Source organism: Acinetobacter sp. RG5 (assembly GCF_031844265.1).
Classification (GTDB): Bacteria; Pseudomonadota; Gammaproteobacteria; order Pseudomonadales; family Moraxellaceae; genus Acinetobacter.
The window spans coordinates 43,264-59,280 of sequence record NZ_JAUZUV010000011.1 but is presented as its reverse complement, the minus strand read 5'-3'; the positions used below and the strand labels follow the sequence as shown (position 1 = coordinate 59,280).

The 16,017-nt window shown below is 40.1% G+C and carries 10 protein-coding genes and 1 riboswitch; of the genes, 1 reads left to right on the top strand and 9 read right to left on the bottom strand.

Going from position 1 to position 16,017, the window contains the following annotated elements; translation table 11 throughout:
• Positions 1 to 8: 8 nt before the first annotated feature.
• From Q9R21_RS10575 to Q9R21_RS10555, 5 genes are all read right to left on the bottom strand, one after another.
• The gene (locus Q9R21_RS10575; RefSeq protein WP_311204440.1) at positions 9 to 3,584 is read right to left on the bottom strand and encodes an ATP-binding protein; all 3,576 of its coding nucleotides are present in this window, start codon (positions 3,582 to 3,584) and stop codon (positions 9 to 11) included.
• A gap of 84 nt (positions 3,585 to 3,668) precedes the next feature.
• Positions 3,669 to 7,289, bottom strand: coding sequence for an urea carboxylase (gene uca, locus Q9R21_RS10570; RefSeq protein ID WP_311204439.1), 3,621 nt, complete (start codon positions 7,287 to 7,289; stop codon positions 3,669 to 3,671).
• Between the two features lie 4 nt (positions 7,290 to 7,293).
• A complete protein-coding gene (locus tag Q9R21_RS10565; protein ID WP_291354531.1) occupies positions 7,294 to 7,944 on the bottom strand; it encodes an urea amidolyase associated protein UAAP2 in 651 nt (216 codons plus the stop codon).
• Between the two features lie 11 nt (positions 7,945 to 7,955).
• On the bottom strand, positions 7,956 to 8,693 hold the full coding sequence (locus Q9R21_RS10560; protein ID WP_311204438.1) for an urea amidolyase associated protein UAAP1: 738 nt from the start codon (positions 8,691 to 8,693) through the stop codon (positions 7,956 to 7,958).
• Positions 8,694 to 8,721: 28 nt separating this feature from the next.
• Positions 8,722 to 8,833: riboswitch (guanidine-I (ykkC/yxkD leader) on the bottom strand.
• A 206-nt stretch (positions 8,834 to 9,039) separates the two neighbouring features.
• On the bottom strand, positions 9,040 to 9,933 hold the full coding sequence (locus Q9R21_RS10555; RefSeq protein WP_311204437.1) for a LysR substrate-binding domain-containing protein: 894 nt from the start codon (positions 9,931 to 9,933) through the stop codon (positions 9,040 to 9,042).
• A 281-nt stretch (positions 9,934 to 10,214) separates the two neighbouring features.
• On the opposite strand from Q9R21_RS10555, the gene Q9R21_RS10550 reads away from it, so the two are divergent.
• Positions 10,215 to 10,931: an HAD family phosphatase gene (locus Q9R21_RS10550; RefSeq protein WP_311204436.1), complete on the top strand. Its 717-nt coding sequence runs from the start codon at positions 10,215 to 10,217 to the stop codon at positions 10,929 to 10,931.
• Between the two features lie 80 nt (positions 10,932 to 11,011).
• Here the strand turns inward: Q9R21_RS10550 and Q9R21_RS10545 are convergent, their stop codons facing one another.
• From Q9R21_RS10545 to Q9R21_RS10530, 4 genes are all read right to left on the bottom strand, one after another.
• Positions 11,012 to 11,362, bottom strand: coding sequence for a hypothetical protein (locus Q9R21_RS10545; protein ID WP_004280391.1), 351 nt, complete (start codon positions 11,360 to 11,362; stop codon positions 11,012 to 11,014).
• A gap of 260 nt (positions 11,363 to 11,622) precedes the next feature.
• Complete coding sequence (locus Q9R21_RS10540) at positions 11,623 to 12,789, bottom strand: acyl-CoA desaturase (protein ID WP_311204435.1); 1,167 nt, start codon at positions 12,787 to 12,789, stop codon at positions 11,623 to 11,625.
• Positions 12,790 to 12,831: 42 nt separating this feature from the next.
• Positions 12,832 to 13,854, bottom strand: coding sequence for an FAD-binding oxidoreductase (locus tag Q9R21_RS10535; protein ID WP_311204434.1), 1,023 nt, complete (start codon positions 13,852 to 13,854; stop codon positions 12,832 to 12,834).
• A 298-nt stretch (positions 13,855 to 14,152) separates the two neighbouring features.
• Positions 14,153 to 15,790: a long-chain-fatty-acid--CoA ligase gene (locus tag Q9R21_RS10530; protein WP_311204433.1), complete on the bottom strand. Its 1,638-nt coding sequence runs from the start codon at positions 15,788 to 15,790 to the stop codon at positions 14,153 to 14,155.
• Positions 15,791 to 16,017 lie beyond the last annotated feature (227 nt).

Sequence of the window (16,017 nt, the reverse complement as noted above, 5' to 3'; positions counted from 1 at the left end):
CTTTTAAATCATTCAATTGTTCTTAAATAAATTGCCCAATAGGTTCTCTCTAATATTTCTTGTATATGTTGATTTACACCTTTTATTTCACATAAGTCATTCAATCTTAAAAAATGTTGTCTCAAACCTGTGTACTCAAGATTAGATACAACAATATCTACCGCTAAATCACAATAATTGGTATCAAGCCAAGATATTAAGACTTCAAATGCTTCAACAATACTCCATCCTTGATCAACACAATCATGAAGCCATCTATCTGACCAAATAATTCTGCCTTCTTGAAGTTCTTCACTAAGCCTTTTAGTACTTATTTTTAAGGAATATTGGCTATCATCAGCAATTAGAGGTTCTATAATTTCTTGTGCAAAATTTTTCCACCCATTTTTAAGACAAATTTGGTACAAATTCATTTTAGCTAGATCATCAAAATATTGAATATATGGCTTTATTGCTAGAATTTGTTGATCACGATAGATTCCTTTACGACCTTCAGTTTTAAAGCCCCAATGATGATTAAAGTATTTAAAAACTTCTTGTAAATTTCTCTCTTGGATTGAGTTATGCACTAACGAACATAATTTATCAGTACCAACTAAAAGTGCTAGCTGAATAAAAATATTATATTGATTGAGCTTATCCCAATGTTTTTTTAATAAAGTTTCTGCTTTCTCTATAGAGAATTTTTCGAATATTTCAAATAGCATCCAATAATTATCATCATTGATGGTCAACATATGATCTTCAAAGATTTGTTCAAATTTGTCATGCCACATATAGCGAGTTGCTTGCCACCAATATGTGGAATCATTATTTTTAATTTTATCTATTAACTGATCGACTATGCTCAAATCCCTATATTTTGCTTTTGCCATTAAAACGCTATCATATATTTCATCTTCACTTAAAATGGTTTGAAGTGTAGGTAGATCCCCCTCACTAGGACTGCTAATCCATATAGCTAAAGCATGTTTACGAGCACAAGAATCATTTTGATTATTTATAAATATTTCTTTAAGTCTATCCTTTGAAGGCTTAGATAATAATTGACCTTCTTTAAAAGCACGACTCACATCGTCAGCTATCTGTCCCCATGTATGAAATCCTCTTCTATCCCAATCTGCTAATTTTTTAACTTGGGCTTCTAATACATCAGGATGATCAACTAATCTCAATAAATACAAAATATAATTTTTTAAACCACTCGTCTGAGCCCAATTTAGTAAATAATGGATAGTAGACTCTGTTGGTAAATAATTTTTAAATTTAAAGTCCAAAGAGTACATTGTGAATGAATTTTTAGGTGATCTCTGATACTGATCTTGCTCTTCTGATAAGTTATTCCAATAGTTTAAAACTGAATCTAGTAAATATACTGATTTTTCATCACAGATTCTTGATAGCACCCAAAATACAAGAAGGTAATCTTTTTCTTCATCTTTAATGTTGTCTATAGCAATCGTTACCGAATCTAAATACTCTACATCTCCAATGTATCCTATGATTATAAATAGCGAATGAAGAGTTGAAACTTTAGTATTTTGATCTTTAAGAATTTCAAATAACTTATTTTTTAAGCCATTTTTATATTTTTTTACTATGAAATTTATAACTAAATGAATCTGCGGATAGTTTATTTCAAAAGGAAACAATCTTATCCAATGAATACCATCACTTAAATTTCCATTTTTAAAGCCACATTCATAATACAAATCATGGCGATCTTTTTTAGGATAAAGTTTAAGCAATTCTAGAATTGAGGTGTGTACCAATTCATTTAGAACCGTAAGTGATTTATAACGTAATGTACTCTTCGATAGCTTATGATTTTCTTGATTATTCAACCAATTTGAAATGACTTTTATGCAAGTATCAATATATTCAGAATTGTCTTTGATAGCATAATAGTAAGCATATATTCCTATTAAAAAATTATGCTGAGTAAGTAATTCAAGTCTTTCAATGTTTAATAAGGATAAATAACAGGATAGTCCCAATGCTTCTGAGAAATAGGGATCAGTCAAAAATTCTAAATATTCATCTTTTTCTAAAAAATCCTGTATAGCTTGAGCCATGAGCAGAAATTTAATCTTGTCATGACGAAAGATAATAATATTTTGTTCATCAAGTCTTATAATTTGTCCATCATCGAGTATATTCCGTAGATCTGACCTTTCCTCGCGATCTAAAAATCCAGATAATTGACTTATATTGATTTTATCAATCTTATTTAAAACCAAATATGAAATACTTTTTGAAAGAGTTATTTCAAGATCATTACAAAATTTTTCTTTTGCATATGCAATATTTTCTAGTGTTGTTGAAATAAATTTTTCAATAATTTTATCATTTTTTTTAGTTTCCTTAAAATCAACTAAAGCCAAAAGCAAGGGATCATTGCCAACGTTCCTTGCAATACTTTTTAATGTCAACTCATCAATATTTAGGTTTTCTGATTTACATCTTTTTTGTAATGCCTCTAATGCTTGCTCATCTGTGTAATTATCTAAATAAATATATGAAAATCCGTTTTTAGATAGTTCTTCTTTGAGCTTGAGTGAAAGTATGCTTAGTTTTTGATACCAAACAGGACACAAGATATTTATTCTTTTTTCATTGCTTGCCCATGAGCTAATTTTTTCAATTAGTTGTTCGGTATTATTTATATTGTTAATATCCTCAATTAAAATGATTAAAGGGTTTTCCACAGAACATAAATCTAAAGCCTTTCTACCACATCCTTTAATTAAGCGACCTGAATATCTCTGTAGCTCTTTTTCAATAGCTTCATCTAAGTTTAAAGAATTTTGTATGTTTTCTTCCCTCAATACTAAAATCGGATGCCCTTTATCTAACTTTTTTAGAATAAAGTTCGTACAAATAGTAGTTTTACCTGAACCAGAGGTTCCAATTACTAAATTCAAATTTTGAAATTTTATGTCATCACGTTCAACGAATAAGTCTTGTTTAAAATTAAGATGTACAGTACTTAAAGTGCCTATTCTTAAGAGTTCTTCATGAGATAGAACAGTAGGCAAAACACCAAAATATTTATGACGAATTGTTTGACCATTCGGATCAATATCTAAAAATGAAGAAATTCTAGAGTTTGACCATATTTCTAATTCAATATCATGTTGTGAAGCAAGCTGATGTGCTTTTATACGTATTTCTTGAGGCTCATCACTATTACACATCAAGGCTAACCTTGCTTTTAAATCAGGATTTCCTTGCCTAATTTTAACTAACTCTTTAATTGCTTTTACTAAGTCACCATCACTTCCTGTGGGTTTACTACCTTTTTTTCTCGGTGTAACTGTGTCTAAATCTCTCAACCATTTGGTTTCTAAATCATTACGTGATGTTGTTGTATGTGCTACTGCAACAACCTTTGCTTCGCCGTTGACATAACACCAACCTACATTATCCAATGGTGCTTTAATTGTTTTACCTTGCGGATTCATACCCTGATGAGAAATACTCTTATAAATCTCAGGTTCAGCAAATCTAAGCACATCAGATGCTAATCTTTCGAATAATCCTGCATCAGTAATATTTGCTAGAGCACTATTGGTTTCATTCATAGTCTGGATTTGAATAATTCATATATTTTTCATTAGTATAATAAAAAACCGCCCTAACGGACGGTCTTTTTTATTTCCACTTAATTAAGCCACTGGCGCCAAGGTAAACAATACCTGCCCCGTTTTCACCGTTTGCCCTTTCTCAATGGTAATCGCATCGACTCGCATACGCTCAGGCGCAATAATTGGAATCTCGATCTTCATTGCTTCAATCACCGCAAGCGTTGCACCTTCTTCCACAATATCGCCCGACTGACATTCAATTTTCCAAATTGAACCCGGCATGTGCGATTCCACTGCACAACCACCTTCAGGCACTTCAACGCCTTCACCATCATCCACCGTATCTAGGCTTTCAGAGACATATTCTGCAAGTCCTGCTTCATGCCAACGACGGCGCTCTGCATCAAAGTTAGCTTGTTGCACCGCTTTAAAGGCACAAATAGATTCTTGATTTTCGATTAAGAAGTCATTGTATTCTTTCAGATTCAATACACCTTCTTCAATCCGCAGTTTTAAACGACCTGCTTTAAAGTCTTCACGCATGTGCATCAACTCGGACTCAGACACTTCATAAAACTTAATCTGGTCAAAGAAGCGCAATAACCACGGCATACCTTGTTCAAAGTCGGGGTTTTTACGGTAGCGTGACCACATTTGCGACGTACGACCGACAAACTGATAGCCACCCGGACCTTCCATGCCATAGACACACATATAGGCACCGCCAATACCCACGGCATTTTCAGGTGTCCATGTACGCGCAGGATTATATTTAGTAGTCACCAAACGTTGACGTGGATCAAGCGGAGTTGCTACAGGTGCACCCAAATACACATCGCCCAAGCCCATCACCAAATAACTGGCGTTATAGACCACATCTTTCACCGCTTGTTTATCTTTCAAGCCATTAATACGGCGGATAAATTCGATATTGTCCGGACACCACGGCGCGTCACTTCGTACCGTTTGTACATAACGCTCAGTTGCCAATTGAGTTTGTGAATCTTCCCAAGCCAGCGGTAAATACACGGTACGCGATGGCACTTCCATTTCGGTTACATCAGGTAATTCTGCTTCTGCGACCTGCAACAGGCGCAATAAATCCAGTTGATCGAGTTTTAATGAATCAAAATGAATTTGCAATGAACGAATACCCGGTGTCAGGTCAATAATGCCTTGAATGTTTTGATCTTTGACCCATTGCATCAGCGCATGAATACGGAAACGCAGGTTTAAATCTAAAACTAACTCGCCATATTCCACCAACATATAGTTGTTACCGGCAGGACGATACACCACATCAGGCGTGCCATTTTGACCTTTTAGGGTATCTAAAATGGCAGATTTCAGTGTGCTGATTTCAGGATAGAACGATTCATCAAAGGTGACTGCTTGTGTATCTTGAGCAGTTAATTGCGCATGATATTTTTCATTCAGCAATTTGGCTTGATGGTAGCTCACAGGCACAAATTTAACTTTATCACCGGCTTTGAGCTGACCCAATTTCCATAATTCAGAATTGATCACCACCGCAGGGCACACGAAACCGCCCAAACTTGGACCATCTGGCCCGAGAATAATCGGCATATCGCCAGTAAAGTCGATCGCGCCAATGGCATAGGCATTGTCATGAATATTGGATGGATGCAGACCGGCCTCACCGCCGTCTTCACGTGCCCATTCAGGTTTTGGTCCAATCAAACGAATACCGGTACGGCTTGAGTTAAAGTGAATCTCAAAGGTGTTGGCAAAGAAAGTATCAATGTCGTTTTTGGTAAAGAAATCAGGTGCACCATGTGGACCATACATCACCGCAATTTCCCAAGTATTTGAGAATGTTGGGATTTGATCTTCATTTAATGCTTTCACTTCATCGGATGTAAATGCCGTGATTGGAAGCATATCGCCAATCAATAAATTACGCCCTGCATGACCACCAAACTGACCTAAGGTAAAAGTCGCTTGTGAGCCTAAATATTCAGGCACATTCAGACCACCTTTAATGCCGATATAAGTACGGCAACCTGTGGCGATCTTGCCACATTTGAGTACCTGACCTTTGCGCACATTCACAGTCTGCCACATCGGGACAGACACACCATCCAACGTCGATGGCATATCACCACCTGCCAATACAATTTGACTATCACAATGGAATTTTAAGCTTGGGCCTTGCAAGGTACATTCGAGCCCTGCGGTATTTGGTGCATTGCCTAACAGTTGGTTCGCAACATTTAAAGACAGCGGATCAATCGCACCTGATGGCGGTACGCCGACATCCCAATAGCCCAAACGGCCTGTGACATCTTGCACGGCGGTTTGAATGCCTGCTTGAAGGACTTCAATCTTTTGGGTTTTCCACTCAAAGGTATTTAAGAAGCGTGTGGTTTGCGTGCCTGCTTTAAAGATCTCACCCTCAATAATGTTTTGCAGATATTCAAGATTGGTTTCAATGCCGGCAACCGAAGTTTTAGCCAAAGTATCCGTCATGGCTTGAATGGCAGAATCACGAGAATCGCTTGTGACGATAATTTTGGCAATCATCGGGTCATAGAACGACGAGACATTGGAGCCGGTTTCTACCCAAGTTTCATTACGGGCATTGGCATCAAATTCAACGTGAGTCAAAAGTCCAGCACTTGGTTGAAAGTTTTTGATTGGATCTTCAGCATAAAGACGCACTTGAATCGAATGACCTTGAGACTCAAGTGTTGATGTAGGTGCAACCCAATCGCTACTGCCTAAAGTCACCATCCATTCAACTAGATCGACACCAAACACTTGTTCAGTGACGCCATGTTCCACTTGTAGACGGGTATTCACCTCCAAAAAATAGAATTCTTGTGTGTCGGTATCCATCACGAATTCAACAGTTCCTGCCGAACGGTAGTTCACCGATTGCATCAATTGAATCGCGACATTTTGGATGTAGGCACGTTGTTCATCGTTTAAGTGTGGTGCAGGCGTTTCCTCAATGACTTTTTGGTTACGACGTTGCACCGAACAATCACGCTCGCCCAGTGCTAGAACTAAACCGTTGCCATCACCAAAGATTTGCACTTCGATATGACGAGCATTTTGTACGAATTTTTCTAAGTAAAGGCCTGCATCTTTAAAGTTGGCTTGCGCTAAATAAGACACGGTTGCATAAGCTTCTTTCAGCTCCTCCGCATTCCACACCAAACGCATGCCAATACCACCACCACCTGCGGTACTTTTCAGCATCACAGGATAGCCAATACGCTCAGCCTCAAGCAGGGCTTCAGCTTCATCAGCCAATAATTGGCTACCTGGCAATAACGGTACATTGGCTTGAATTGCCAATTCACGTGCAGTGTGTTTCAGACCAAATGCTTTCATTTGCTCGGCATTTGGGCCCAAGAACACAATGCCTTGTGCTTCACAGAGATTACAGAATTCGGCATTTTCAGACAGGAATCCATAGCCCGGATGAATCGCTTGCGCACCGGTATGTTTGGCCACTTCTAAGATTTTATCGACATTCAGATAGCTTTGGCTTGCAGGTGCATCACCAATAAAGACGGCTTCATCAGCTAAAGTCACATGCAAGGAATCACGATCTGCTTCCGAATACACCGCAACCGATTGGATGCCTAATTTTTTAAGGGTACGGATGACACGACAAGCAATTGCACCACGGTTGGCGATGAGAACTTTATTAAACCCATATTTTAAAGTCATAGTCTTATACCTCGCCTTCACGGACAATCAGTTGAATTTTTGTTGGGTTATAGGCATTACATGGGTTATTCAGTTGTGGGCAGTTTGAGATCAACACAATCAAATCCATCTCAGCTTTAATTTCCACATATTTGCCCGGTGCAGAAATCCCATCATCAAATTTCAGGTGACCATCTGAAGTTACAGGTACATTCATAAAAAAATTAATATTTGGACCGATATGGCGCACATTCAGACCATGCTTTTTCGCAATCGGATGTTGTGACAATGCAATCATGAAATTGTTACGGCAACTGTGCATTGGATATTTATCATGCGCATAACGGACCGTATTACTTTCACATGAACATGCACCGCCTAAAGTGTCATGGCGACCGCAATTGTCATCATTAATGGTGGCGATTTTATTGCCAAAGTTAGTATATAAAGTTGTGCCTTTTTCGAGATAAATTTGACGGTTCATCGCCAAAGTATCGGTTGCGCTATAACGCTCTTCAGGGTTATGTGCGGAAATAAATAAAGTATCAACCGCCTGGTTGCCTTCAAGGTCAACAATACGGAAATACTGGCCTTTTTTGACTTCACACATCCATGCTTCACCGGCAGGACAAACTTCGCTAAGTACTGATTTTTCTAGATTTACGAGTGCAGTCATGATCATTCCCCTTAAGCAGTTAAAGCGTAGTAGCGGTTATTATTTTGAAACGCACGCTGATTTTGCGGGCATGAGTCACGGCAGACATCGGTGTCGCCTAAAGGCAGTGCTTTAAAGAGTGAGAGCTGAATATCGGCTGGTGCATATTCATTAGAATTGTCGAGTGCATGTGGTGCGCTGGATAAAAACACCAAACAATCCATTTCAAAGCGTAGTTCAATCACTTGATCGGTATTATCAGATACGACATAAGACAAGTTGCCGTTGTCATCCGGTGCAACTTTTGAAAATAGGTTTAAGCTACTACTAAGATCCGTCGCCGATAAGCCAAATTTGGTCATCTCTAAAAGCAAGCTGTCTTTACCGTTGCGGTACATGTCGTTGCGGGCATCCTGGAAGGTCTTCGTGCCAAACTGTGCTCCAATTTGCGGTGCGGTACTTGGCGCACAAAAAGCATCATTCCAACCGTGGTCATCTTTGACAATCGAGATCATCGCACGTCCTAAATCAGACGCTAAAATATGCCCTGTACTTAAAAATGCCGTGTGTTGTGCTTTTAAGCTGTCTGGCATGTTGTAGGCTTCAAGCTTATCTTCGCTATTCACACAAAACAGTGAAACATTGGCATTTGCGCCTAAAGATTTAAGTTGTAAAACTGCGCCACGCTGGATGCGTGCTGACCAGTGGTGTCCACCCGGTAAACGTTCAGTCCAGAGGACTTGATCTTCGTGATAAGTAGTTGTGCTCATATGCATCCATCCCAATCTTGTACGGTTTACCTCCCGGGCTTTTATCCCTCCGTGTAGCTTGAGCTTGAAACTTAAGCCGTGAACTCTCGGTCGCAGACCTACATGAATCTTCATGTATCGGAACCCTAGATCACTTTATGATGATGTAGATAGATGCAAAGGACGTGCCAAACTGGTAATACTATTTTTTATATTCGTAATACTTTTTTTGAGATGGAACTGATCACTTCAGGTGCAAGGCTCTGAAAAAGGCATCAAGATGTACCAAAATAAAAAAATCCCGGCTTGTACCGGGAATTGTAAAATCTAGAGATGAGAACTCAATCAAACTATTTAAGCGGTAGAGTTATTTACTTAAAATTTCATGCAGCATATTACGTAGCCATTGATGGCTGGTTTTATGATGACAGGACATATGCCAATACTGCTTTACAGAATAGGTGGGGAACGCAATCGGTGCTTCAAAAATCTTAAGATTGCCACGTGATAATAAAACTTCACTCAAATAATAAGGCACGGTCGCAATCGCATCGGTTTCCTGTACCACCAGTCCTACCCCCAGATAACTTGGCAGACGCATTAGAATGTCACGCTTGAGTTCCAGATTCAGCAATTCATTTTCAATATGGTAATGCCCCATCCCGGCATCAATATCGATATGGGTTTCACGTAAATACTCTTCGGCCGTGATGCTATCACCCGTGAGCCGCGGATGGTCTTTCGCTGCGATCACTACATAATATTGCTCAAACAGTTTCTGCTGATAAAAGCCATTCTCCAGATTTGGCAAGAAGCCTAAAGCCAGATCAATCTCACCATTGGCCATCTGATAACTGGTTTCCGAGGTAATCGGACGCACATTCAGACGGATATGGGATGCATGCTGCTTCAGATACTGGGAAATTTTTGGCAATAACACCAGATGGGATACATCGGTCATCGCCAGTGTAAAGCGCTGCTGTGAAGTGACCTGATCAAAATTGATCGTAAAATTATTGATTGCTTCAACTTTGCTCAGTGCTTCGCTGACCAAGGGAAAGAGCTGTTTGGACAGGTCTGTCGGCAGCATTTCATTGCCAATACGTAAAAATAAAGGATCACTATAATGCTGGCGAATTTTATTCAGCAGATTGCTCACCGCTGGCTGGCTCATATCTAAATGATCGGCTGCCTGAGATACGTTTTTAAATTTATAGACATAATAAAAAATACTGAGCAATTTACAGTCAAGTTCAAACACAGAAACACATTTCCTTTAACTTTCTCCTCATTCGGACAGGTCTTTCATCCGCATAAGTTCATTTATGGTCAGATTAAAATATAACACTTCGCCACTATTTTCAGGATTAAACTCGCTGTAATTTTCCGTAAATAAATACTTTTAACAGGTGAATAAATCCATTAAAAAGTCCCTTAGCGTAAAATTTCCAGCCCGGTTTGCTCAGGTCAGTTAAACATTTAAATCGTATGCGATATACTCAGCCCCACCGAATAAATGGTAAAAATACAGAGAAATCTTATATGTTTCAGGATAAAAAGCTGGTCTGTTTTGATCTAGATGGTACGTTGATTGATTCTGTAGGCATCTGGAATCAGGTAGATGCAGCCCTGATTGATGAGCTCTCCAACAGAAAAGTCGATTTACATGAGATTCAGATTCAGCAACAGCGCGATCTTCAACTTACCGCCTTGAGACATATGTCAGATCCTTATCTGGAATATTGTGGATTTTTAAAAGAACAATACGGTTTTGAACCAGCTAAAAAAGAAGTAAAAAATCGTCGTTATAGTATTTCCCGACATTTTCTTGATTATATCGTCGAGTTAAAACCTCAGGCAGACCTCCTGATTCAGGCTTTAAAACAGCAACAGATATCACTGGCTTTGACCACCACCACCAGTTTATTCAATGTACAGCGCTATCAGGATAACAATCGAAATATTAATTCTAAAATCAGCTTTGATGAGGACTTTTCCTTGATTCTCACCCGTGAAAATGTCCAGAACATTAAACCTCATCCCGAAGTTTATCTGAATGTTTTGCAAGCCTTTAACCTTCGACCTGAGGAATGTCTAATTATTGAAGACTCTCTAGTCGGTGTAGAAGCAGCAAATCATGCGGGCATCGAGGTAGTGGCAATTTATGACCAGTACTCCGCTCATGAAATAGATTTGATCAAAGCCAAAGCAAATTATTATGTCGAAGATTTTGCTGAATTATTAAGTTTCGTTCCATAAAGCATTCCTAAAAAAGATGTCATGCTCTGTCCTTTCACATGACATCTTTGATTTTATCTTGTGCGTAAAATTCTCGCTGACTATTTGGCTTTTTTATAGATTGAGCCTGAACCGACCAGATTTCCGGTTTTCTCATCGATTGCGAAATCGACCATACCTGCACCTGCATTCAACTGAAGCATGCCATTTTCGTTCACTGCAGCGGGCATTGGATTCTTTTTCTCGGTTTTACCGGTTTCCTTATCTTTGATCGTATTGGTAATCAGATAATTTTCACCATTTTTAGAAATAACCAGAATATTTTCAAGTTTTGGATTTTCCACGGTGTTTTTCCAATTGCCCTGATAATCTGGTGCGGGTGCTTCAGTGGTGTTACAAGCAGTTAAAAGCACTAATAATGGGATTGCTGAAAAATATTTAAGATGTTTCAAAACTGAGACCTTGAGTGTAACGACGCGGCCATTATAGAGAGAAGCCTTTAGAGCTGAAGCAGGTTGTTGTAGGCAAAGCGTTTCAGCAGTACTGGATCTGTTTTGCTTTCGTCATTTTTTGAAATCTGTATCCATATTTTATTCATAAACAGGATTATTCTAATGATATTGAATCTGATAAAGGTCAAAAAAAAATTCCTCAATAGACCATCCAAATCTATTGAGGAGTACCAAAATGGTGAATAAGTAAAGCTTAAAAATTATGACAATAGTTTCGCTTTAAAGTAGTTGAATACAGATTTGGCAGCATGGGTTTTTTCAACCACCTGCTCAGTCCAGTGATTCGGTAGAGAACATTTAGCCAGACCTACCCACACTGTAGAAAACTGTTTCATGAAGCTGGCTTCGTTATAGTGAATACCATATTCTGCACAGAGCGCTTTGATTTTTGGCGCAACCTGCGCATAGCGATTGGCGGGCATGTCCGGGAATAGATGATGCTCAATCTGATGACTCAAATTACCACTCAAGATATGTAGCCAAGTTGTTCCACTAAAATTGCTCGAACCGCGAATCTGGCGTAAATACCACTCGGCACGGGTTTCATTGTCGGTATTGTCCATTTCAAAGGTTTCAGCATCTTCAGTGAAATGACCGTTAAAAATGACGGCAGAAGCCCATAGACTGCGAATCACATTGGCCACTGCATTTCCGGTAAATACCGGAATGGCATTTGGCCCGGCAATGATCGGGAAAAATACATAATCTTTTAACACCTGACGGCGCATTTTTTGGCGCAAAGGTGCTGCTTCTTCCCAGACTTCTTTCCAGGTCTTTGTTTCATAAGCAATCACATCTTCCAGATGCAGGCGTTGCAAGCCAACATACCATTCGAAAAACACCATTAACTGAATGCCCAGTGGAATATTGAACAGGAAACGTGGTTCCCACTTTTGCGATTCACTGACCCGAATCAGACCATAACCGACATCATGATCCATTCCGACGATATTGGTATAGGTATGATGAATATAGTTGTGCGTGTATTTCCAGTCATCGCCGGTTGAAATCGTATCCCAATCATAGGTCGCACCGTTCAGACTCGGATCGTTCATCCAGTCGAACTGGCCATGCATGACATTGTGACCGAGTTCCATATTTTCCACGATTTTGGAAAGACCGAGCAGACCTGTCCCCGCCAGCCATACCGGTGGCAACCAACCGGCAAACATCAGCATGCCGCGTGAGGCAATTTCGCTATAGCGGACAAAGTTGCGGATTTTATAAATATATTCGGCGTCTTTTTCCCCCAGATCATCCATGACCTTGCGGCGGATTGCATCGACCTTGGCACCGAATTCCTCAATCTGTTCCGGACTGAGAAATTGGCTTTTGCTATGTCGTTTAAAATCAATTTGCATATTCATGGGAGCACCTTCTTATAGTTTAATTAATGGCTTATCAATAGTTTATAGATTAATCACCACAGGACTCACTGCCTGAGAAATGCACAGTTTGATCTGGGTATTATTACCATGATCAATTTCACCAGTCAGGACATTTCGTACCGAACCACTGACCTTGGTACAGGAACAGGTATTGCAGATACCCATTCGGCAACCATGTGCTGGTCGCAAGCCGGATTTTTCGGCACTTTCCAGTAAATTGGACTGTGCCTGAAACTCTTGCTGCGATCTTAAAAACTGTACCGGCTGTGCTTTAATTTTTTCATCGATTACAATCTGGAAATATTCCGAATGAAAATTGGATTTCAAATCCAGTTTATCAACGATGCGAAGTGCGGCCTTCATCATCCCGGCGGAGCCACAAGCATAAATTTTTCGTTCTGCAAAGTCTGGCACCAGCTTTTGTAATAAGCTCTGCGTCAGATGCTGCTGGTGTTCCACGGTATTGAAATGGTGATATTTCAAGTTTGGATGCATAAGAGCCAATGTTTTCAGTTCAGCATGAAAGGCATCATCTCGAGTGAAATAAATCAGGTCGATCTGTTCCAGAGACTGAATGACTGCTTTTTGCAGCAAGGAGTAAATGGCGGTAATACCACTACCTGAAGCCAGGAATAAAATCGGCTGGGTGGATTTTTGCAATGTGAACTCACCTTGGGGCTGAGATATTTCAACCACCGCACCAATTTGCATCAGACTTAAGGCACGTGACACTTTACCCTGCTGTTTAACCGCAATGATCAGATCACCATTTTTCAATACCGTCACCACAGAATAATGTCGCTGATGTCGTATGCCATCGAGTCTAACAGTCACTGCAATATTCTGGCCGGCCTGAAATGACTTGGCTTTAAAATTATGATTTGGACGTAAGTGAATTTTGAAAAAGTCAGGGCTGATGGCTTGAATGCCCATAACGGCAGCCTTAACTTTTTTAATTGCCCAGGTTGGATGGATTTTTTCACCAATAAAATCAATGAAATCTTCCCGGATCCAATGCGGCTGATAGGTTGGCATGCTTGTCATTTTTATCCCCTTATCCGCAGACAGTTTTATTAATGTACAACTGTCTAATTATTATATTGCTCAGGATAAAGAATTCTCACACTCAGACCATGTCAATACAGGTCAAATTATGTGCCTAAGCCATATAATATGACTTTTTGTCGGACAATATCATCTAAAAGTATCGATCAAAGCGATATGGATTGAGAAAAAGCATTTTTAAACAGACAACGCTGCTTAGCCTGTACATAAAAAAACTGATCTCTATTCGAGATCAGTTTTTTGACTTCATGTAGGAATTTTCAGATTAAATGACGCTTTAACCTGCTGCCTGCTCCAAAAGAATAGTCCCATATAATTCACGCAGATCTTTTTTCAGCATTTTACCAGTACCACTGAGTGGAATCGCATCAACAAATACGACTCGGTCTGGAATCTGCCATTTGGCTACCTTGTCTGCATAATATTCCAGCAGATCAATCTCACTTAGCTGGCTGTCCGGCTTTTTAATGGCAATCAATACCGGGCGCTCATCCCATTTAGGATGTTGGGCGGCAATTACGGCAGCCATCGCAATTTCCGGATGTCCCATGGCAATATTCTCCAGTTCCACCGATGAAATCCATTCTCCGCCAGACTTGATTAAATCTTTAGAACGGTCACTGAGTTTCATAAAACCATCCTGATCCAGCGTAGCAATATCGCCGGTATCAAACCAGCCATCTGCAGTTAGTGCTGATTCTTCCTTGCCGAAATAATGGCTGATGACCCAATGCCCTTTGACCTGTAAATTTCCTGTGGTCTGTCCATCACGTTCAATTTCATGCGTCCCTTTTTCTGCATCGGTCAAACGTAGGTCAACCCCGAATGGCGGACGGCCTTGAGACAGACGAATCTGTAATTTTTCTTCATCAGACAGATGCAAATGTTTGGTCTTGAGCTGATTCGCTGTACCTAATGGACTGATTTCTGTCATGCCCCAGGCATGGATCGTTTCACAATTAAACTGTTCTTTGAAAGCTCTTAGCATGGCCGGTGGACATGCCGATCCACCTACTACATTCCGTTTTAGGCTTTCCAGTTTGGAGCCTGACTGGTTTGCGGCGGCAATCAAACCCTGCCAGATGGTCGGCACACCAAGTGCTACCGAAACCTGATAAGTATCAATCAGGTTGACCAGACTGGCGCCATCCAGACCCGGTCCAGGAAGAACCAAGGTGCATCCGACCATTGCAGCCGCATACGGCGTGCCCCACGCATTTACATGGAACATAGGCACCACAGGCAACATAATGTCGGCAGCCGAGACATTTAAGGAATCAGGTAAAATGATGGCATAGCTATGTAATACCGTAGAGCGATGGCTAAACAGCACACCTTTGGGATTGCCCGTGGTTCCTGATGTATAACACAGAGAGCTTGCCGAGTTTTCATCAAGTGTTGGCCACTCGAAATCTGCATTTTGGCCGGCAATCAGATCATCATAAAATTGTACTTCTGGTATCGCTTCTCTAACTGCCGGATCAGCTGCATCCAGACAGATAAAATGCTCGACTGAGCTCAACAGCGCTTTCACGGCTTTAATTAAAGGGACAAATGTTTTATCGAACAGCACCACGCGATCCGCAGCATCATTCATAATAAAAATCAGCTGTTCCGGAAATAAGCGCGGGTTAATGGTATGACAGACCAGGCCACTGCCAGAAATGGCATACCAGGACTCTAAATGGCGATGATTATTCCAGGCAATAGTCGCGACCCGATCTCCCTGCGCTAAGCCGAGTTGTTGTAATGCATTGGCAAAACGTTTCGAGTTTTGGTGAATTTCTCCCCAATTGGTCACTGTAATACTGGTATCGGTATTTTTGGAAATTACCTCGGTATCGGCATGATAGCGTCCTGCATGTTCAATCATGCTGCTGATCAGTAAAGGCTGAAACATCATATTTCCGAGCATTCTCCACTCCTTTGTGCTTGTTATTGGTCCGTATTTGCGTATCGTTGTTATAGTTGCATGATGGCTCGGTCTGAAACCGTAACTTACTTTTTATCATCATGTGGATTGAATTTAGCAAGGAAATCTAACTTTGTAAGTATCGAATTGTGACAAATTAAGCCAAGTGACTGAGGCGTATAAAAATGGGAATATGATTTATCTAGAGATAAAATTTCCACAGAAAATTT

Excerpts from the sequence above, each read along its gene's own strand:
- Q9R21_RS10550 (WP_311204436.1), top strand. The coding sequence starts at position 10,215 with ATGTTTCAGGATAAAAAGCTGGTCTGTTTTGATCTAGATGGTACGTTG.
- Q9R21_RS10535 (WP_311204434.1), bottom strand. The coding sequence starts at position 13,854 with ATGACAAGCATGCCAACCTATCAGCCGCATTGGATCCGGGAAGATTTC.
- Q9R21_RS10560 (WP_311204438.1), bottom strand. The coding sequence starts at position 8,693 with ATGAGCACAACTACTTATCACGAAGATCAAGTCCTCTGGACTGAACGT.
- Q9R21_RS10565 (WP_291354531.1), bottom strand. The coding sequence starts at position 7,944 with ATGACTGCACTCGTAAATCTAGAAAAATCAGTACTTAGCGAAGTTTGT.
- uca (WP_311204439.1), bottom strand. The coding sequence starts at position 7,289 with ATGACTTTAAAATATGGGTTTAATAAAGTTCTCATCGCCAACCGTGGT.
- Q9R21_RS10575 (WP_311204440.1), bottom strand. The coding sequence starts at position 3,584 with ATGAATGAAACCAATAGTGCTCTAGCAAATATTACTGATGCAGGATTA.
- Q9R21_RS10540 (WP_311204435.1), bottom strand. The coding sequence starts at position 12,789 with ATGAATATGCAAATTGATTTTAAACGACATAGCAAAAGCCAATTTCTC.
- Q9R21_RS10530 (WP_311204433.1), bottom strand. The coding sequence starts at position 15,790 with ATGCTCGGAAATATGATGTTTCAGCCTTTACTGATCAGCAGCATGATT.